Consider the following 19,871-nt stretch of genomic DNA (forward strand, 5'->3'; position numbering starts at 1 on the left):
AAGAGATAATCGCCGCTGCCGCCGCGCGCATGCGATGCGGTTTTCCATGCCATGTCCCCTGCGACCATTCGGGGCACTTGACCCCGCGCGCCCTACTCGCCAAGAACCGGTGCGAACGGGACGGAGTAGACGGACATGGTGCGCAGGGCCGATAAAGGGGCCGATCTTCTGGATCGCGAGAAATCGAAGCGGCTGCGCGCGATGGCCGAGCTCTGGCCGTTCCTGCGCCCGTATCGCGTGCTGCTGGCCGCCGCCTTCGCCGCGCTGGTGCTGACCGCCGCCGCGGCGCTGGTCCTGCCGATGGCGGTGCGCCGGGTGGTGGACAATTTCGGCGGCGAGGACGGCGCGCTTCTCGATCAGTATTTTGGCGCGGCGCTCTTTTTCGCGGCGCTGCTGGCACTGGGTACGGGGCTGCGCTATCTGCTGGTGTCGCGGCTGGGCGAACGGGTGGTGGCCGATATCCGCAAGGCGGTGTTCGACCGGGTGATCGGCATGAGCCCGGCGTTCTACGAGCGGGTGATGACCGGCGAAGTGCTGAGCCGGATCACCACCGACACCACGCTGATCCAGTCGGTGATCGGCTCGTCGGTGTCGATCGCGCTGCGCAACCTGCTGCTGTTCGCGGGCGGCATGGTGCTGATGCTGTTGACCTCGGCCAAGCTGACCGGGATGGTGTTGTTGATCGTGCCGCTGGTGATCGTGCCGATCCTGGTGCTTGGCCGGCGTCTGCGCGGGCTCAGCCGCGAGAACCAGGACTGGATCGCCAACAGTTCCGGCAACGCCTCCGAGGCGCTCATGTCGGTGCAGACGGTGCAGGCGTTCACCCATGAGCGCGAGAGCCGGGCGCGGTTCGGCGACATCACCGAGCGCAGCTATGAAGCCGCGCGGCGGCGGGTGAATACCCGCGCGCTGATGACGGTGATCGTCATTTTCCTCGTGTTCACAGGCATCGTCGGTGTGCTGTGGATCGGGGCGCGCGATGTGCGCGCGGGCGACATGAGCGCCGGCAGCCTGGTGCAATTCGTGATCTACGCGGTGATGGTGGCGGGCGCGGTGGCGGCGCTGTCGGAAATCTGGGGCGAGTTGCAGCGCGCGGCGGGCGCGACCGAGCGGCTGGTGGAGCTGCTGCGCGCCGACGATCCGGTCAAGGATCCGGGCGCACCGGTGGCGGTGCCGCGCCCGGTACGTGGCGAGATCGCCTTTGACGCGGTGCGCTTTGCCTATCCCGCGCGGCCCGAGACCCCGGCGCTCGACGATTTCAGCCTGAGCATCAGGCCCGGCGAGACGGTGGCGCTGGTGGGGCCCTCGGGGGCGGGCAAGACCTCTGTCATTCAGCTTATCCAGCGGTTCTATGACCCGGATGAGGGGCGCATCACGCTTGACGGCGTGCCGCTCGGGGACATGGCGCGGCACGATTTCCGCGCCGATCTGGCCCTCGTGCCGCAGGACCCGGTGATCTTTGCCGCCTCGGCGCGCGAGAATATCCGCTTTGGCCGTCTCGGCGCGAGCGATGCCGAGATCGAGGCGGCGGCGCGTGCGGCCAATGCGCATGATTTCATCGCGCGGCTGCCCGAGGGCTACGACACCTATGTGGGCGAGCGCGGGGTGATGCTGTCGGGCGGGCAGAAACAGCGCATCGCCATCGCCCGCGCGATCCTGCGCGATGCGCCGGTGCTGCTGCTGGACGAGGCGACGAGCGCGCTTGACGCCGAGAGCGAGCGCGCGGTGCAGACCGCCGTCGAGACGATGGCGCAGACGCGTACCACGATCATCGTGGCGCACCGGCTCGCCACGGTGAAAAAGGCCGACCGCATCGTGGTGATGGACCAGGGCCGCATCGTGGCGCAGGGCACGCATGACAGCCTGGTGGCGGAAAACGGGCTCTATGCGCGGCTGGCGCGGTTGCAGTTCACCGACGGCGTCGCGGCCTGACCGCGGCGAACGGTCCCTTGCCGCGAGCGCGGCAATCTGGAATAACGGCGAGTGACAGTTTCGGAGAGTCCCATGCGCGCACGCATCTACAAACCCGCCCGGACCGCCACGCAATCGGGCGTCGCCAACACACAGAAATGGGTGCTGGAATTCGTGTCCGAGACCGCGCGCGAGATCGACCCGCTGATGGGCTGGACCTCGAACGCCGACACGCAGGCGCAGGTGCGGCTGCGCTTCGACAGCAAGGAGGCGGCGCTGCACTACGCCAGGGAGCACGGCATCGACGCCGTGGTTCAGGAGCCGCACACGCGCAAGCCCAACATCCGCCCCGGCGGCTATGCCGAGAATTTCTCGCCCCGGCGGCGGCAGGTCTGGACCCACTGAGGCGTCCCGCAGGCCATTCCGCTCTTTCCCTTTTCGCGGCCCGCCGCCGCCCCCGACCGGGGCGCGGGACCAGTGCATTTTCGGCGGCGACCGTCCTCCATTGACACGCATCAAGGCGCGGGAGGCGCGTAAACGTTAGACTGGGCGTCACAAAATCAACAGTGACGAGGGAGCCCGACATGACCGATACCGCCGCCAAGGACATCGAGTCCACGGCAGAGCCGCTCGCCGGACCTGCCACCGCTCCGGAAGCGGCGGACACGCATGACGAAGACCGGGAACCCGTCTCCACCGACAGGCTCGCCGAGGCGCGCGCCGCGTTCGAGAACGGCACATATCCCTATCAGGACAAGCTGGGGCGCCGCACCTACGAGGCGCAGAAGGCCAAGCTTCAGGCCGAACTGCTCAAGGTGCAACTCTGGGCGCAAGAGACCGGAGAGCGCTTCGTGCTGCTGTTCGAGGGACGCGACGCGGCGGGCAAGGGCGGCACGATCAAGCGCTTCACCGAGCACCTGAACCCCCGGCAGGCCCGTGTCGTGGCGCTGAACAAGCCGACATGGGAAGAAAAGGGTCAGTGGTTCTTTCAGCGCTATGTCGAGCATCTGCCCACGGTGGGCGAGATGGTATTCTATGACCGCTCCTGGTACAATCGCGGCGGTGTCGAGCGGGTCATGGGCTTTTGCGAGCCGTGGGAATACCTCGAATTCATGCGCCAGACGCCCGAGCTTGAGAGGATGCTGGTGCGCTCGGGCATCCGGCTCTACAAGTACTGGTTCTCGGTCACGCAGGAGGAGCAGAAGCGCCGCTTTGACAGCCGTGCCACCGACCCGCTGAAACAGTGGAAGCTGAGCCCGATCGACAAGCTGAGCCTCGACAAGTGGGAGGATTACACCGAGGCGAAAGAGGCGATGTTCTTCTATACAGACACTGCCGACGCGCCCTGGACGGTCATCAAGTCGAACGACAAGAAACGCGCGCGGCTGAACTGCATGCGGCATTTCCTGAGCACGCTGGAGTATTCGGGCAAGGACCAGCGGGTCGTCGGCACGCCCGATCCGCTGATCGTGTCGACCGCGCAGCACGTGCTGCACAATTCCGTGCACATCCTCGGAAAGTCGCTGCACCCCGACAGCCGCCAGCCGCGCTGAGCACGGGCGCGCTCATCCCGTCATCAGCGCCTCGGCGGCGGCCCGGGCCTCCTGGGTGATGCGTTCACCCGACAGCATCCGGGCGATTTCGTCGACGCGCTCTGTCCCCGCGAGGGCGCGCACGGTCGACAGCGTCATGTCGTTCTCGACCCGCTTTTCCACCCGCCAGTGATGCGCCCCGCGCGCCGCCACCTGCGGCGAATGGGTGACGACAAGCACCTGGCCCTCTGTCGCCAGCCGCGCCAGACGCCGCCCGACCGCGTCCGCCGTGGCCCCGCCGACGCCGCGGTCGATCTCGTCGAAGATCATGGTCAGGCCGGTCTCGGGGGCCGACAGGCACAGCTTGAGCGCCAGCAGGAAGCGGCTGAGCTCCCCCCCCGAGGCGATGCGGCTCAATGGACCGGCGGGGGCGCCGGGGTTGGTGGCGACGGTGAAGCTCACCGCGTCATGGCCGGAGGGGCCGGGATCGGCGGCGGTGATTCCGGTGGTGAAGATCGCCCGCTCCATCCTGAGCGGGGCCAGTTCGTGCATGACGGCGGCGTCGAGCCGGGCGGCGGCCTCGCGGCGGGCGGCGGTCAGGCGCTCTGCCTCGCGGTCGTAGGCCGTCGCGGCGGCGTCGCGCGCCTCGCGGCGGGCGGCGAGATCGCTGTCGCCCGCGTCGAGCGCGGCGAGCCGCGCACGCAGGCTGTCGGCGAATGTGGCGAGGTCGTCGGGCAGCACATCGTGCTTGCGCGCCAGCCCGCGAATGGCAAACAGCCGCTCTTCGCAATGTTCGAGATCGAGCGGGTCGAAGTCGAGCGCTTCGAGCGCGGCCTGCGTTTCGCGCCCGGCCTCGTCCAGCTCCACCAGCGCGCGCGACAGCGCGGCGAGCGCGCCGTCGAGCCGCCCCTCGGCCTTTTCGGCGACCCCTTCGAGCCAGCGCAGTGCGTCGCCCGCCGCGCCCTCGGCCCCGTCTAGGCCGATGGCCTGCGCGGCGCGGGCGATGTCCTCGCGGATTCGCTCGGCCCCCTGCATCAGGCGGCGGCGGGTGTCGAGCGCGGCATCCTCGCCGGGCTGCGGGTCGAGCGTGTCGAGTTCGGCCACGGAATGGCGCAGGAAATCCTCCTCGGCGCGCATCGCGGCGAGCGCCGACTCGGCCTCGTCCAATGCCTTTTGCGCGGCGGCGCGCGCGCGCCAGGCGGCCCGCACCGTGCCGCGCTGCGTTTCCAGCCCGCCGAAGATGTCGAGCATGTCGCGATGGCCGCGCGGGTCGAGCAGGCCGCGGTCGTCGTGCTGGCCGTGCAACTCCACCAGCGTCGCCGACAGCCGTCGCAGCACCTCGCCCGAGACGCGGCGGTCGTTGACCCAGGCGGTCTTGCGCCCGTCCTGCGCGTTGACGCGACGCAGGATCAGCTCGTCCTCGTCGGGCAGCCCGGCCTCGGCCAGCACCGCGCGGGCCGGATGGTCGGGGCCGGGCTCGAACACCGCGACCACCTCGCCGCGCGCGGTGCCTGCGCGCACCAGATCGGCGCGCCCGCGCCAGCCCAGCACGAAGCCGAGACAATCGAGCAGGATGGACTTGCCGGCCCCGGTCTCGCCGGTCAGCACGTTGAGGCCCGGCCGGAACCCGAGTTCCAGCCGGTCGATGATGAGCATGTCGCGGATTTCGAGTGTGGCCAGCATCCGGTCATTCCGCGGGGCGGGCGCGCGCCCCGCTGCCCCCTAGAGCCACCGGCCGAGCACGGTCTGACGGTAGATTCCGCGAAGCCAGCCGTCGCCCGCGGCCTCGAGCGTGTAGCCCTTGCCGGTGAGCAGCGCATAGGCGTCCTGATACCATTCGGTGCCGCGGAAATTGTGGCCCAGGATCGCGCCGGCGGTGCGCGCCTCGTCCACGAAGCCCAGCGAGAGGTAGGATTCGACCAGACGGTACAGCGCCTCGGGCGTGTGGGACGTGGTCTGGAAATCCTCGACCACGATGCGGAAGCGGCTGGCCGCGGCGGAGAAGTTGTCGCGTTTGAGGTAGTAGCGGCCGATCTCCATCTCCTTGGACGCGAGGTGATCGTAGGCGAGATCGAACTTCAGCCGCGCGGCATTGGCATACTGGCTTTCGGGGTAACGCTCGATCACCTCGCGCAGGGCCTGCAGCGCCTCGAAGGTGAGCTTCTGGTCGCGACCGATCTCGTCGATCTGGTCGTAATAGCTGAGCGCCAGCAGATACTGGGCATAGGCCGCGTCCTCGTCGGCGGGGTAGAAATCGATGTAGCGTTGCGCGGCAGCACGGCTTTCGGCATAGTTGCGGTCGCGGTGATAGGCGAATGCCTGCATGATGACAGCGCGCTTGGCGAAGGCCGAATAGGGATAGAGCCGCTCGACCTCGGCAAAGCTCTGCGCCGCGAGTTTGGGCTTGTCGCGCTCGAGGTCGTATTCGCCCCGTTCGAAAATCTGTTTCGCGGTGAAATTCTCGTAATTGAGATTGCCGCGCTCGACGCTTTCGCCGCCGTCGCAGCCCGCCAGCACCAGCGCCATGAGCGCCGCCCCCGCAAATCGCGCCGGACCCTTGCCGATTGTCATGACCATGCTTCCCGTCGTGTTTCGCACAGGCGTATCCCTCGCCACGGGGATGCTCTAGCACATAAATTCGCGGGGCAAAACGGGTTTGGCGGGGCGCGTGCGATCATGGCGGGGAGCCGCGCGGGGAATCCCCCGGCCCCGGCCCGGCCGGCATGGGCGGGCAAATGCGAACGGCCGCCCCGAGGGGCGGCCGCAGACTGTGCCGGGGTGCCGGTTCAGTTGGCCTGGCGCCGCAGGAAGGCGGGAATCTCGATCTGGTCTTCCTCGTCCTGCTCGCGGGGGGCAGGCTGCGGCGCGCGCGCGGCGGACTGTACCGGGGGCTGCTGGCGCGCGGGGCGCGGCGCCTCCTGTCCGCCATGCCCGGTCATCCGGTTGATGAGTGAATTGATCCCGAAGCGCGATCTCTCCTCGGCCGCGCCGCCGGTCTCCCGCGCCGAAGAGGCGTCGGCGGCGGTGTCGTGCCCGGCGGGCTGCTGGCGCGATGCCTGCGAGGGGGCATTGCGCACCGCGGTCTGCAGCCGCTGCAACGCTTCGGGCGAGGGGGTGCCGGGAGCGGGGGCGCGCGGCGCGAGGAAGGCGTCGAGCTCTTCCTCGAACTCCATCCCGGCCTCGTCCCTGGGCGCGGACTCTTCGGCGCCGGGCTGATAGGCGGGCGGGGGCAGATCGTCATCGTCGGCCTGCGCGACGAAGGCTGCGGGCTGATCGTGCCAGGCCGCGGCGTCCTCGGTGCGGTCGAAGAGCGAGGGCTCTTCGGCGACGGCGGGGGCGGTGTGGCCATGCTCGGCGTGGAGGTCAGCCTCGATGGCCTCGGGCTGGCGCAGCGGCTCGGCCAGCGTGCGGCGCGGCACCGGGACATCGGCCGAGCCTTCGCTGGCGTCGATGCCGGTGGCCACCACGCTCACGCGCATCCGGCCTTCCATCTCGATATCGAGGGTGGAGCCGACGATGATGTTGGCGTCGGGGTCGACCTCCTCGCGGATGCGGTTGGCGGCCTCGTCAAGCTCGAACAGCGTGAGGTCATGGCCGCCGGTGATGTTGATGAGCACGCCGCGCGCGCCCTTGAGGCTGATCTCGTCGAGCAGCGGGTTGGCGATCGCCTTCTCGGCGGCCTGCACGGCGCGGGTCTCGCCATCGGCCTCGCCGGTGCCCATCATCGCCTTGCCCATCTCGTCCATCACCGCGCGCACGTCGGCGAAATCGAGGTTGATGAGACCGGGCCGCACCATCAGGTCGGTCACGCCCTTGACCCCCTGGTAGAGCACGTCGTCGGCCATGCTGAACGCCTCGGTGAAGGTGGTCTTGTCATTGGCGAGGCGAAACAGGTTCTGGTTGGGAATGATGATGAGGGTGTCCACCATCTTTTGCAGCGCCTCGACGCCGGCCTCGGCCTGTTTCATGCGCTTGCCGCCCTCGAACTGGAACGGCTTGGTGACGACGCCCACCGTCAGCACGCCAAGCTCGCGCGCGGCCTGCGCGATGATCGGGGCGGCGCCGGTGCCGGTGCCGCCGCCCATGCCGGCGGTGATGAAGCACATGTGCGAGCCGGCGAGGTGATCGACGATGGCCTCGATGGATTCCTCGGCTGCGGCGGCCCCGATCGACGCCTTGGCGCCGGCGCCGAGACCCTCTGTCACCTTCACCCCCAACTGGACGCGGCTCTCGGCCTGGCTCTGGCTGAGGGCCTGGGCGTCGGTGTTGGCGACGACGAAATCGACGCCGTCGAGGGCCTTGTCGATCATGTTGTTGACCGCGTTGCCGCCGGCGCCGCCGACACCGAAGACGGTGATGCGCGGCTTGAGATCGTCCTGTCCGGGGAGTGAAAGGTTGAGTGTCATTGCTCTGTCCGCCTGTCTCTGGGCCTGTCTGCGCAGGCCGTTTTCCGCCTGATTGTCCCCATTCTTACCGATGGATGCGCCAATCGTCACCAAAAAAACACCGTGAAACTACCAAATATGCCCGGTTTTCCGGGAGTTTTCGCGGGATTTCGCTCATATCGCCACATGTTGCGTTCACCAGTTTTCCTTGAACCATTTGACAGCGCGCCGCAGCGAGCGGGCCGGGTAGCGGTCTACCGGGATCTCGAAATCCCACCATTCGTCCTGCGGGTTGGCGGCAAAGAGGCACATGCCGACGGCGCTGGCGAAGGCCGGGCCGGTGGCGGCCTGCGGCAGGCCGTGCACGCGCAAGGGCCGCCCGAGGCGCACGCGCTGCCCGAGGATGCGGCTGGCGAGCCCGTCGAGACCGGGGATCTGGCTGCCACCGCCGGTGAGCACGATCTGCTGGCTGGGCAGGTGGTCGAAGCCCGCGGCGTCGAGCCGGGCGCGCACCTCTTCGAGGATTTCCTCGACGCGGGGGCGCATGATGCCGATCAGTTCGGCGCGGCTGACCTTGCGGCGGTCATGCTCGTAATCGCCGGTATCGCCGCCGGTCTCGATCATCTCGCGGTCGTCCATGCCGGTGGCGACGACGCCGCCGTAGAAGGTCTTGATCCGCTCGGCGGTGGCCTGCGGCACCTGTAGCCCCATCGAGATGTCGCCGGTGACGTGATCGCCGCCGATACGCACGCAATCGGCGTAGATCATGTGCTTTTTCATGAAAATCGACAGCCCGGCGCTGCCGCCGCCGAGGTCGATGCAGGCGGCACCGAGCTCCTGCTCGTCCTCCACCAGCGCGGCCTTGCCCGAGACATAGGCGGAATTGGCCACGCCCGCGAGTTCCATGTCGCAGCGCTTGACGCAATGGGCGAGGTGCTGGACGGCCAGCGCATCGACGGTGAGCATGTGCATGTCGGTGGCCAGCCGGTTGCCGATCTGGCCGCGCGGGTCGATCAGCCCGGAGCGGTGGTCGAGCGCGAAATTCACCGGCTGCGCGTGCAGCACCTCGCGCGCTTCGCCGATGTCGGGCACCTCGCAGGCGCTGAGCACGCGGCTGATATCGTGTTCGGTCACGGTCTGGCCGGTCACATCGACGCCGCCGGCGAGCCCGTAACTGCGCGGCCGCGCCCCGGAGAAGCACGCGATGATATGATCGACGCGGATCTGCGCCATCTTCTGTGCCGCCTGTACGGCGGTGCGGATGGCGCGCTCGGTCTCGGCCATCGCCTCGATCTCGCCCAGCCGCACGCCGCGCGAGCGCGTCGTCGCCGCACCGATCACGCGGAACCCGGCCTGCCCGGCCATGCGCCCGACGCCCTCGGCGGCGGCAAAGCGCCCGGTGCCGTCGAAGCGCAGCACGAGGCAGGAAATCTTGGACGTGCCGACATCGAGGACCGCGACCACGCCGCGCTGGATCGCGGCCTTGCGCATGGCGCGCATCGCACGCTGGGTTTCGTATAGCTCGATCATCTGTTGTCCGCCCCTGACGAAGTGCGTGGCGCGCCCGACGCGCGCGTGATGCGCCACCATTCCCCGGTGGCGTGTTCGCTCATGCGCACCGTTGGGCGCGCGCCGAGCCGCATGTCTATGCTGACGAGGTCGCGTTCCAGCAGGTCGCTGGCGCGGTCGAGCACGACCACCCGCTCCACTGCGGGCACCGGTGCCCGCGCGGGCAGACGCACGCGCCTGCCATCGCCGAAAACCAGGTCCCAGCGCCGTTCGCCCATGCGCACGAGACCGCGCAGCGGACGGTTCAGCGCCGCCGCCGCGGCGAGGATATCGAGCGCCTGCGGCACCGCGCGATCGGCCCCTGTGCCCGACAGCACCGGCAGGCCGGGATGCGCGGCGCGGGTCTCGACCGTGGCGATGGCCGCGCCGGTGATGTCGAGCACCTCGAACCCGTGCCGCGTGCGCCACAGCGCCACCGGCACCCGCTCGGTCAGGGCGATGCGCAGCACGCCGCCCTGCCGGATGCGCAGCTCGGCGCGGGCGACGGCGGGTAGCCCCTCGACCATCTCGCGCAGCGCCGCCATGTCGATATCGAACGAGCTTGTCGGCAGGTCGTAGGGGAAGATCTCGTGGACATCCTCCTGCACCCCGGCACTGGCCCCGTCGAGTTCGAGCAGGTGGACCATGAATTCCGGCCGTGTCTCGATCTGGTGGCGAATGTCGGCAATGCGCTCGGCGATCTCCGCGCGCCGGTCGGCATCGTGGAGATAGCCCGCGACGAACCCGACGACGATCAGCAGCGGCAGGCCCAGCCGCGTGAGCCGCCGCCAGGCGGGGGTCAGGCGCATCCGCTCCAGCCGGTAGCGCAGCCGCGAGGGCGACGGATCGGCGCGGGGGCTCACCGGTCGCATGACGCATCCTCCACCATCCAGCGGACAAGGTCGGGAAAGGAGACCCCGACCGCCGCCGCCTGTTCGGGGCTGAGCGATGTCGGCGTCATGCCCGGTTGGGTGTTGGTTTCGAGCAGCACCAGCCCGTCGCGCCCGCGCGCCTCGTCCCAGCGGAAATCGGTGCGGCTCAGCCCGCGGCAGCCCAGCACCTCGTGGGCGCGCAGGGCATACTCCATGCAGGCGTCGAAAATGTCCTGCGGCAGGTCGGCAGGGACCACATGGCGCGAGCCGCCGGGTGTGTACTTGGCGTCGTAGTCATACCAGCCATCGGTGAGGATATCGGTGACCGTCAGCGCGCGGTCGCCCATCACCGTGGTGGTGAGCTCGCGGCCCGGGGCGTAGGCCTCGACCATGACCGTTTCGGGCATGTCGTCCGACAGGTGCGGCGGATCGTTGGCGGCCTCCTGCACCAGGTAGACGCCCACCGACGAGCCCTCGTTGTAGGGCTTGACCACGTAGGGCGGGGGCATGACGTGGCGCGCGCGCACCTCGTCGCGCGGGGCAAGCAGGCTTGCGACCACCGGCAGACCGGCGGCGCGGTAGGCGGATTTGGTGCGCTCCTTGTCCATCGCCAGCGCCGACGACAGCACGCCGGAATGGGTGTAGGGGATGCGCAGCCATTCCAGCAGGCCCTGCACGCAGCCATCCTCGCCCCAGCGACCGTGGAGCGCGTTGAACACCACGTCGGGGCAGATGTCCTGAAGGCGCGCGCAGAGATCGGCCCCGGCGTCGATCCCGACGACGCGGTAGCCTGCCTCCCGAAGGGCTGCGGCGCATTCGCGCCCTGACGACAGCGACACCTCGCGCTCTGCCGAGGGGCCGCCCATCATCACCGCAACCGTCGGGGTTGTTCTGCCCGAACCAACCACCTTTTGCCTCAATTCACCGGGTCGCTTGATGCGACCGCGTTATCGTTCTGACTGCTCGTTGTCGGGGCTGTCGCCCGGGGCCGGTTCGCCGACCCTCATGATCTCCCACTCTAGCTGTATTCCGCTGTTTTGGAAAACCCTTTTTCGCACCTCCTCGCCGAGACCTTCAAGGTCGGCGGCAGTGGCGCCGCCGGTGTTGAGCAGGAAATTGGGGTGCTTCCCGCTCATCTGCGCAGCCCCTCGGCGCGCGCCGCGCAGGCCCGCGCGGTCGATCACCGACCATGCCTTGAGGTCGTGCACGTCGTCGGCGCGCCCGGTGCTGCTATAGCCCGCCGGGTTGCGGAAGGTGCTGCCGGCGCTGCGCTCGCGCGTGGGCTGCGTGGCGTCGCGTTTGGCGATCTGCGCGGCCATCTTCGCGGCGAGTGTCTCCGGGTCGCCCATGGGGCCGCGAAACGTGGCGCGGGTGAGGACGCAGCTCTCGGGCAACGCGCTGTGGCGGTAGCCGAAATTCAGCGTGTCGGGTGTCAGCGTCACCACCTCGCCGTGCCGCGTCACCGCCTGTGCCTCGACGAGGTGATCGGCCACATAGGAGCCGTAGCAGCCCGCGTTCATCCGCACCGCCCCACCGATGCTGCCGGGGATGGTGCGCAGGAAGGTGAGATCCACCCCCGCCCCGGCCGCGCGCCGCGCCACATGCGCGTCGAGTGCCGCCGCCCCGGCGGTCACGCGGTCCCCCTCGACCCCGATCGTGTTGAAGCCGCGTCCCAGCCGGATCACCACGCCGCGGATACCGCCGTCGCGCACGATGAGATTCGATCCGACGCCCATCGGAAAGACCGGCACGGCGGGGTCGAGCGCGCGCAGGAAGGCGGCGAGGTCATCGGTGTCGGCGGGCTGGAACAGCCAGTCCGCCGGGCCGCCCACGCGCAGCCAGGTCAGATCAGAGAGTGGGCGGTCACGGCTGAGCCGTCCGCGTGGTTGCGGCATCCCGGTCATGGCGTCGCTTGTGCCCCGGCGCGGCGCGGAGGTAAAGCCGCGCGTCAGGTGCGCGGCGGCACCAGCTTGCCGGGGTTGAGGATATTGTCTGGATCGAGCGCCGCCTTGATCGCCCCCATCATCGCCCAGCCGCCCCCGTGCTCCTGCGCCATGTAGCCCAGCTTGCCCACGCCGATGCCGTGTTCGCCGGTGGCGGTGCCGCCCATCGCCAGCGCGCGCTCCACCATCCGGTCGGAGGCGGATTTGGCGCGGGCGATCTCGGCCTCGTCCTCCATGTCCACCATCAGCACGGCGTGGAAATTGCCGTCGCCCACATGGCCGAGGATCGGCCCCGCCACGCCCGCCCTTGCCAGGTCGGCGCGGGTCTCCTCGATGGCCTCGGCCAGCCGCGAGATCGGCACGCAGATATCGGTGACGATGGCGCGCGCGCCGGGACGGCTGGCGAGGATCGCGTAATAGGCGTTGTGACGCATCGTCCAGAGCGCGGTGCGCGCCTCGGGCATCGTGGCCCAGTCGAAGCCGCGGCCGCCATGATCGGCGGCGATGGCACCGAAGACCTCGGCCTGTTCGCGAACGCCGGTGTCACTGCCGTGGAATTCGAGCAGCAGGTGCGGGGTCTCGGTCAGGTCCATGCCGGAATACGCGTTGACGGCGCGGACGCTGTCCTCGTCCACAAGCTCGATCCGTGCCATCGGCACGCCGCACTGGATCGTGTCGATCACCGTGGCGACCGCATCGCCGACGCTGTCGAAGGCGCAGACCGCCGCCGAGATCGCCTCGGGCTGGCCATGCAGGCGCAGGGTCAGTTCGGTGATCAGGCCGAGCGTGCCTTCGGACCCGACGAAGAGCGCGGTGAGGTCGTAGCCCGAGGAGGACTTGCGTGCTGCCGTGCCGGTGCGAATCACCTCGCCGGCCGCCGTCACCACCTCGAGCGCCTGCACGTTGTCGCGCATCGTGCCGTAGCGCACGGCGGTGGTGCCGCTGGCGCGGGTCGCGGCCATGCCGCCAAGCGCCGCGTTGGCACCGGGATCGACCGGGAAGAACAGGCCGGTGGCGCGCAGTTCCTCGTTCAGCGCCTCGCGTGTGACGCCGGGTTGCACGCGCGCCACCATGTCGGCCTGTGCCACGTCGAGCACGCGGTTCATGCGGCTGAAATCGACCACCACGCCGCCGGAAAACGCCTGCGACTGCCCTTCGAGCGAGGTGCCGGTGCCCCATCCCACGACCGGCACCCGGTGGCGGGCGCAGACGGCCATGATGTGCGCGACCTCGTCGGTCGTCTCGGGATAGGCGACGGCGTCGGGGGGGCTGAGCGGGAAATGCGACTCGCTCTGCCCGTGCAGGTCCAGATCGGACTTGGAGAGGCTGAGCCGTTGGCCTAGACAGGTGCGCAGGTCGTCAAGGGCTTTTTGCGTGTCCATTGGGCAACTTTCGTTCGTGAGTGTCGCGTTAGCCTAGGCGATGACGCCGCGATGCGAAAGCGGCGCGGGACGCGCCCGGTCGGATGGTAACGTGACGCAGCCGAGAGATAGATCGTTTTTCGCGCGCCTGCGCAGGCAGGCGATGATTCGCCTGCGCGGGGGCTGGCGGATGATGCGCCGCCGCGGCCCGAGCCAATTCCAGTTCTGGGTGATCGCGCTGCTGCTGGGCAGCGCCGCGGGCTATGCGGCGGTGCTGTTCCGCAAGGCGATCTCGGCGCTGGAGGGGCTGGTCTACCAGACCGGCGACGTGGCGCGGCTGCACTCGCAGGCCGAGCATCTGCCGTGGTTCTGGGTGCTGCTGGTGCCGGTGGCGGGCGGGCTGATCGTGGGGCTGATCCTGCACCGGTTCACCGATGACGGGCGCGTGCGCACGGTCTCGGACGTGATCGAGGGTGCGGCGCTGCGCGAGGGCCGGGTCGAGCGGCGCGAAGGGCTGGTCTCGGCGGCGGCCTCGCTGGTGACGCTGGGCATGGGCGGTTCATCGGGGCGCGAGGGGCCGGTGGTGCATCTCGCGGCGGTCATCTCGGCCTGGGTGAGCGAGCGGCTCGATGCCGACGGGATCACCGGGCGCGATCTTCTGGGCTGTGCGGTGGCCGCCGCCGTCTCGGCCTCGTTCAACGCGCCCATCGCGGGCGCGCTCTTTGCGCTGGAGGTGGTGCTGCGGCATTTCGCGATCCACGCCTTCGCGCCCATCGTGATCGCGAGCGTCGCGGGCACGATCATCAGCCGGCTGCATTTCGGCGACGTGACCGAGTTCGCGCTGCCGACGAGCAGCGTGCTGTCCTTCTACGTGGAATTGCCCGCCTTCCTGATTCTCGGGCTGGTCTGCGGGCTGGTGGCGACGCTGATGATGCTGGCGGTGTTCGTGGCAGAGGACGTGGCCGGGCACGTACAGATGCGCCTGCGCGTGCCGCGCTGGCTGCGTCCGGCGGCGGCGGGGCTGATGCTGGGGGCGCTGGCGATCTGGTTTCCGCATATCATCGGCGTGGGCTACGAGACCACCTCGGCGGCGCTGACCGGGCGGCTGGTGTGGCACGAGGCGATGGTGTTTGCCGTGCTCAAGGTGCTGGCGGTGGCGATCACGCTGGGCGGGCGCATGGGCGGCGGCGTGTTCTCGCCCTCGCTGATGGTCGGCGCGCTCACCGGGCTGACCTTCGGCCTGCTGGCGACGGCGATCCTGCCCGACTACTCCGGCGCGGCCACGCTCTATGCGCTGGCGGGGATGGGCGCGGTTGCGGCGGCGGTGCTGGGCGCGCCCATTTCGACCACGCTGATCGTGTTCGAGCTGACCGGCGACTGGCAGACGGGCCTCGCGGTGATGGTGGCGGTCTCGACCTCGGTGGCGCTGTCGGCGCGGCTGGTGCGGCGGTCGTTCTTTCTCACGCAGCTTCGGCGGCGGGGCGTCCGGCTGGCCGCCGGGCCGCAAGCCTACCTGCTGGGCATGTTCGTCGTGTCGCGGCTGATGCGCGCGCCCGATGACCCCCGCGCCGCCGATCCCGACAAGTGCTGGGACCTGATCGAGGACGGGGTCTATGTCGATGCCGCCGCCACGCTCGAGACCGCGATGCCGGTGTTCGAGCGCGCGGGCGTGCCGTTCGTGCCGGTGGTCACGCTGTCGGGGGGCGATGCCCCGCCGGCGCTCGTCGGGGCACTGTTCCATGTCGATGCGCTCAAGGCCTACAACCGTGCGCTCGCTGCCGTGTCGAAGGAAGAGCACGGCTGAGCGCGACGCACCGCGACGGCCCGATGGTCAGATGCGTTCTACCGCGACCTTCTCGGTGCCGTAAAAGGCGATATGGTTCGCAATCTGCGCGACCGCCGGTTTGGGGGCCTCGTAGCTCCACGCGGCGTTTTCGATGATCTGGCTTTTGGTGTGGATCGAGAAATAGCGCGCATCGCCCTTGAACGGGCAATGGCTGGTCTGTTCGCTCTCGTCGAGAAAGGCCATCGCGATGTCCTCGCGCGGGAAATAGATCACCGGCGGGTAGTCGCCCTCGGTCAGTTCAAGCGCGTTGCGGCTCTCGGCGAGGATCGCGCCGCCGGCGCGCACCGTCCATGTTCCGTCCGCCTTGCGGATCGTGATCTTGCTCATGGTTGTCCCTCCTGTCGTTCCGGTTCGTTTGTTGATGTCCGTGTGCCGCCCCGATGTCACGGGAATGTGTCACAGCGGCGTTGTCTGCCGCTCCAACCATAACCGCGACTGGTCCGAAAGCAGAGGCCCGATCTTGTCGCGGCAGGCGGCGTGGTAGGTGTCGAGCCATGCGCGTTCGGGTGCGGACAGTATGTCGGCCACGATCAGGCGGCGGTCGATGGGCGCAAAGGTGAGGGTCTCGAAATCGAGCTGCGTGGCCCCGTCGCCCCGGGTCACGGGCGCGGCGTCGCGCACCACGATCAGGTTCTCGATGCGGATGCCGAAGGCACCTTCGCGGTAATATCCCGGCTCGTTCGACAGGATCATTCCGGGGGTGAGCGGTACCTCCGACAGGCGCGAAAGCCGTTGCGGCCCCTCGTGCACGCAGGAATAGACGCCGACGCCGTGTCCGGTGCCGTGGCCGTAATCCTGATCGGCGAGCCACAGCGGGTAGCGCGCCAGCGCGTCGAGATCGCGCCCGGCGAGCCCCGAGGGAAAGCGCAGGCGCGAGATGGCGATCATGCCCTGCAGTACGCGGGTGAAGGCCGCGCGCTCGGCCTCGCCGGGTGTGCCCACGGGCAGGGTGCGGGTGATGTCGGTGGTGCCGTCGAGATACTGCCCGCCGCTGTCGAGCACGAGCAGGTCGCCTTCGTGGAGCGTGCGGTCGCTGCCCTCGGTCACGCGGTAATGCGGCAGCGCGCCGTTGGGGCCGCTGCCTGCGATGGTGTCGAAACTGATGTCGAGCAGCTTGCCGGTGGCGGCGCGGCATTGCTCCAGCTTTGTCACTACGCCGATCTCGGTGAGCGTTCCGGCAGGCTGCGCGTCGAACCACGCGAGGAACTCGCAGACCGCCGCGCCGTCGCGCAGGTGAGCGGCGCGGGTGGCGGCGATTTCGGCGGCAGTCTTTTGCGCCTTGGGGAGGATACAGGGATCCTCGGCCCACGTATGGGCGACACCCGCCGCCTCAAGCCGCTGCACGACCCAAACCGGAGCGCTCTTGCGGTCGAGTTGCACCGGGCCGTCGAGTGCGTCGAGCGCGGGGCCAAAGGCATCGGGTGTGGCGAGCGTGACCTCCGTGCCCAGATGCGCGCGCGCCGCATCGTCGAGCTTGGCCGGGTCGGTGAAGAGCGCCACGCGCCCGTCATCGTGCAGGATGGCAAAGCCCTGCGGCACCGGGTTTCGGGGGATGTCGGTGCCGCGGATGTTCAGCAGCCATGCGAGGGAGTCGGTGAGCGTGATGACCGCCGCGCGCGTATCGGACGCGCGCAGGCTCCCGGCCAGTTGCGCGCGTTTTTCGGCATGGGTCATGCCCGCCAATGTCTCGGGCCAGGGCTGTATCGGGCCGCGCGGCGGGGGCGGGCGGTCCTGCCATATGGCATCCACGAGATTGTCGGACGGCACGAGCCGGACGCCGTCGGGCAGCGCCGTGGCGATCTCGTCGATCTGCGCGGGCGTCCACAGCCACGGGTCGAACCCCACCGGCCCGCCTGCGGGCAGGTGCTGCGCGAGCCATTGGCCCGGCCTTGTCGCCGGCCAGTCCACGGGGGTGAAATGCCCGGTGTCGACCTGCCCGTTCACCTGCACGCGGTACCGCCCGTCCACGAACACGCCCGCCACATCGTTCAGGACGACGCAGAGCCCTGCCGAGCCGGTGAAGCCGGTGAGCCACGCCAGCCGGTTGTCGCAGGCTGCTACATATTCGCCCTGGTGCGCGTCGGCGCGCGGCACAAGAAAGCCCGCGAGCCCCGCCCCGGCCATCGCGTGGCGCAGGCGGGCAAGGCGCGGCGGGCCCTGCTCGGGCTGCGCGGTCTCGGTAAAGCTCTGGAACAAGGGGCGCGTCTCTCTCGTGGTGCGGAATGTGCTTCAGTGCTAAAGAAGAGCCCGTGAAATGGCAATAACGGGGGCGGGGCGATGGAAAGCCGGGTGCGCGCGGGCGAGAAGCTGGTGGAGGTGCCGGAGGCGCAGGACGCCGCGCTGCAGTTCATCGGGCGCATCCGCACGCCGTGGAGTGAGCGCAAGGATTGCCCCCGGCAGGGGCGTGTGGACGGCCCCGAGTGCCGTGTGGAGGTGTTCGCGCCGTGGCGCGAGGCATTGCTGGGCGTCGGGGAGTATGCCCATCTCGACCTGCTCTACTGGCTTGACCGGGCGCGGCGCGACCTGGTGGTGCAGAACCCCGGCAATGACGGGCAGCGCTATTTCGGCACCTTCGCCCTGCGCTCGCCGCAGCGGCCCAACCCGATCGGCCTGTCGCGGGTGCGGCTGGAGCGGGTGGAGGGGGATGCGCTGATCGTGCGCGGCCTCGATTGTCTGGACGGCACGCCGCTGATCGACATCAAGCCTGTGACCTGCGAATTCACCCCCAAGGCCCCGCCGAAAGGCTGAGCAACGCGGTGGTTCCAAGCGCCGGGCGAAGCTGCTAAGCCCGCGCGCAATCCATCCCCCACGAGGACGCCATGACGACCATTCGCCTCACCAACACCCGCACACGGCGCAAGGAGGATTTTGCGCCTTTGGACCCCGACAATGTGCGGATGTATGTCTGCGGGCCGACGGTCTATGACCGGGCGCATCTGGGCAATGCGCGGCCGGTGGTGGTGTTTGACGTGCTGTATCGTTTGTTGCGGCATGTCTATGGGGCGGAGCATGTGACCTATGTGCGCAACTTTACGGATGTGGATGACAAGATCAACGCGCGCGCGGCGGAGAGCGGGCGGCCGATCGGCGAGATCACGGCGGAGACGACGCAGTGGTTTCTCGACGACATGGCCGAGTTGGGCGCGTTGGAGCCCGACCACATGCCGCGCGCGACCGAGTATATCCCGCAGATGGTGGCGATGATCGAGGATTTAATCGCCAAGGGCCACGCCTATGAGGCCGAGGGCCATGTGCTCTTTGCCGTGGACTCGTGGCGCGAGGGGTATGGCAAGCTGTCGGGCCGCTCGGTCGATGACATGATCGCCGGTGCGCGGGTCGAGGTGGCCCCCTACAAGCGCAACCCGATGGATTTCGTTTTGTGGAAGCCGTCGGATGAGGGCCAACCGGGGTGGGCGTCGCCCTGGGGGTACGGGCGGCCCGGCTGGCATATCGAATGCTCGGCGATGGCTTATGAGCTGTTGGGCGAGAGTTTCGACATTCACGGCGGCGGCAACGATCTGATGTTCCCCCACCACGAGAACGAGATCGCCCAAAGCTGCTGCGCGCATCCTCAGGGGGATTTTGCGCGCTACTGGCTGCATAACGAGATGTTGCAGGTCGAGGGCAAGAAGATGTCCAAATCCTTAGGCAATTTCTTTACGGTGCGGGATTTGCTGGAAAAAGGCATGCCCGGCAACAAAGGCGTTCCAGGCCCTGTCATCAGATATGTTTTTCTTTTGACGAACTATCGAAAGCCCATGGATTGGCGTCAGGCGTCTGCTGTTTCAGCAAAGAGACGATTGGATATCTGGGCGTCAGAAGTAGCGCATCAGGATCATCTTCGATCAGAGCTTAACAGCGATGTTGAAGCCTTCATTCGATCATATGTTGATCAGAACATCGTCGATGCTTTGTGTGACGACCTCAATACGTCTTTGGCAATTACTCATTTGATTTCTTTGGCGAAGTCATTGGAGGGCTCTTCGCGAGCGAAATTGTCGAGTGATCAAGTCGAGCAGGCAAGCAAAAGGCTCTTGGCTGGATGCGCTTTGCTTGGGATCAACCTGTTTTCGTATGGCGATTTAGAAGATGGTGTCATGCTTCATCCAACTCTTTCGGATGAGGTTATACGGGAACGAATTGTCTCTCTTGTCTGGGAGCGGCAGGATGCCAAGAAATCAAGGGATTTTGGACGTGCAGATGAAATTCGTGACGCGTTGACGAAAGCTGGAGTGGTGGTGGTTGATACCCCGCAAGGCCCCGAGTGGGATGTTGGCCCCGACTTCGACCCTGCCAAGCTGGAGGCGTTGAAGTGACGAGCCTTTCAGCGCACCGCCTGCAAGCCGCGCGAGGGCCCGACCGCGGGGGGGCGCTGCAACGGATGTTTGGTGCAGTTTATGGTTGCCAAATACATCGAACGATGGCGCGGGACTGCAACGTTGTAAAAGCGCCCGCCCGGGGGGCGGTCGGGCG

The 19,871-nt window shown here is 68.4% G+C and carries 16 protein-coding genes; 6 read left to right on the top strand and 10 right to left on the bottom strand.

Annotated elements, in window-relative coordinates:
• The first annotated feature begins 135 nt into the window (after positions 1-135).
• The 3 genes from ACFFU4_RS01250 (at position 136) to ppk2 (ending at position 3,464) form a co-directional block, all read left to right on the top strand.
• The gene (locus tag ACFFU4_RS01250; RefSeq protein WP_377066233.1) at positions 136-1,932 is read left to right on the top strand and encodes an ABC transporter transmembrane domain-containing protein; all 1,797 of its coding nucleotides are present in this window, start codon (positions 136-138) and stop codon (positions 1,930-1,932) included.
• A 72-nt stretch (positions 1,933-2,004) separates the two neighbouring features.
• Positions 2,005-2,316 carry an ETC complex I subunit gene (locus ACFFU4_RS01255; RefSeq protein WP_377066235.1) on the top strand — a complete coding sequence of 104 codons (312 nt, stop codon included), beginning with the start codon at positions 2,005-2,007 and terminating at the stop codon, positions 2,314-2,316.
• Between the two features lie 179 nt (positions 2,317-2,495).
• On the top strand, positions 2,496-3,464 hold the full coding sequence (ppk2, locus tag ACFFU4_RS01260) for a polyphosphate kinase 2 (RefSeq protein ID WP_377066237.1): 969 nt from the start codon (positions 2,496-2,498) through the stop codon (positions 3,462-3,464).
• A gap of 12 nt (positions 3,465-3,476) precedes the next feature.
• Here ppk2 and recN read toward each other — a convergent pair whose 3' ends face one another.
• The 8 genes from recN to ACFFU4_RS01300 all read right to left on the bottom strand — a co-directional run bounded on the left by recN (position 3,477) and on the right by ACFFU4_RS01300 (position 13,573).
• Complete coding sequence (gene recN / locus ACFFU4_RS01265; protein WP_377066239.1) at positions 3,477-5,126, bottom strand: DNA repair protein RecN; 1,650 nt, start codon at positions 5,124-5,126, stop codon at positions 3,477-3,479.
• Positions 5,127-5,165: 39 nt separating this feature from the next.
• On the bottom strand, positions 5,166-6,014 hold the full coding sequence (locus tag ACFFU4_RS01270; protein ID WP_377066241.1) for an outer membrane protein assembly factor BamD: 849 nt from the start codon (positions 6,012-6,014) through the stop codon (positions 5,166-5,168).
• A 215-nt stretch (positions 6,015-6,229) separates the two neighbouring features.
• On the bottom strand, positions 6,230-7,849 hold the full coding sequence (gene ftsZ, locus ACFFU4_RS01275) for a cell division protein FtsZ (RefSeq protein WP_377066243.1): 1,620 nt from the start codon (positions 7,847-7,849) through the stop codon (positions 6,230-6,232).
• A gap of 174 nt (positions 7,850-8,023) precedes the next feature.
• Complete coding sequence (ftsA, locus tag ACFFU4_RS01280) at positions 8,024-9,358, bottom strand: cell division protein FtsA (protein ID WP_377066245.1); 1,335 nt, start codon at positions 9,356-9,358, stop codon at positions 8,024-8,026.
• The gene (locus ACFFU4_RS01285; protein ID WP_377066247.1) at positions 9,355-10,248 is read right to left on the bottom strand and encodes a cell division protein FtsQ/DivIB; all 894 of its coding nucleotides are present in this window, start codon (positions 10,246-10,248) and stop codon (positions 9,355-9,357) included. Before ACFFU4_RS01285 ends, ftsA begins: the two co-directional genes overlap by 4 nt.
• Entirely contained in the window at positions 10,236-11,114 is an 879-nt protein-coding gene (locus tag ACFFU4_RS01290; RefSeq protein ID WP_377066356.1) for a D-alanine--D-alanine ligase, read from the bottom strand. The genes ACFFU4_RS01285 and ACFFU4_RS01290 overlap by 13 nt, the downstream gene beginning before the upstream one ends.
• Before the next feature lie 81 nt (positions 11,115-11,195).
• The gene (gene murB, locus ACFFU4_RS01295) at positions 11,196-12,152 is read right to left on the bottom strand and encodes a UDP-N-acetylmuramate dehydrogenase (protein ID WP_377066249.1); all 957 of its coding nucleotides are present in this window, start codon (positions 12,150-12,152) and stop codon (positions 11,196-11,198) included.
• Positions 12,153-12,196: 44 nt separating this feature from the next.
• A complete protein-coding gene (locus tag ACFFU4_RS01300; RefSeq protein ID WP_377066251.1) occupies positions 12,197-13,573 on the bottom strand; it encodes an FAD-binding oxidoreductase in 1,377 nt (458 codons plus the stop codon).
• 142 nt (positions 13,574-13,715) lie between these two features.
• Between ACFFU4_RS01300 and ACFFU4_RS01305 the strand changes: the two genes are divergently transcribed.
• The gene (locus ACFFU4_RS01305) at positions 13,716-15,356 is read left to right on the top strand and encodes a chloride channel protein (RefSeq protein ID WP_377066358.1); all 1,641 of its coding nucleotides are present in this window, start codon (positions 13,716-13,718) and stop codon (positions 15,354-15,356) included.
• Positions 15,357-15,383: 27 nt separating this feature from the next.
• Here the strand turns inward: ACFFU4_RS01305 and ACFFU4_RS01310 are convergent, their stop codons facing one another.
• Together ACFFU4_RS01310 and ACFFU4_RS01315 are read right to left on the bottom strand one after the other, a co-directional pair.
• Positions 15,384-15,725, bottom strand: a complete 342-nt coding sequence (locus ACFFU4_RS01310; RefSeq protein WP_377066253.1) for a DUF427 domain-containing protein — start codon at positions 15,723-15,725, stop codon at positions 15,384-15,386.
• A 69-nt stretch (positions 15,726-15,794) separates the two neighbouring features.
• A complete protein-coding gene (locus ACFFU4_RS01315; RefSeq protein ID WP_377066255.1) occupies positions 15,795-17,594 on the bottom strand; it encodes an aminopeptidase P family protein in 1,800 nt (599 codons plus the stop codon).
• A gap of 81 nt (positions 17,595-17,675) precedes the next feature.
• On the opposite strand from ACFFU4_RS01315, the gene tsaA reads away from it, so the two are divergent.
• Positions 17,676-18,146 carry a tRNA (N6-threonylcarbamoyladenosine(37)-N6)-methyltransferase TrmO gene (gene tsaA / locus ACFFU4_RS01320; protein WP_377066257.1) on the top strand — a complete coding sequence of 157 codons (471 nt, stop codon included), beginning with the start codon at positions 17,676-17,678 and terminating at the stop codon, positions 18,144-18,146.
• Between the two features lie 71 nt (positions 18,147-18,217).
• Positions 18,218-19,714 (top strand): cysteine--tRNA ligase, encoded by a 1,497-nt coding sequence (gene cysS, locus ACFFU4_RS01325; RefSeq protein WP_377066259.1) that lies wholly within the window; start codon positions 18,218-18,220, stop codon positions 19,712-19,714.
• The last annotated feature ends 157 nt before the right edge of the window (positions 19,715-19,871 follow it).

It is taken from the genome of Roseovarius ramblicola, from assembly GCF_042430665.1.
Classification (GTDB): Bacteria; Pseudomonadota; Alphaproteobacteria; order Rhodobacterales; family Rhodobacteraceae; genus Roseovarius; species Roseovarius ramblicola.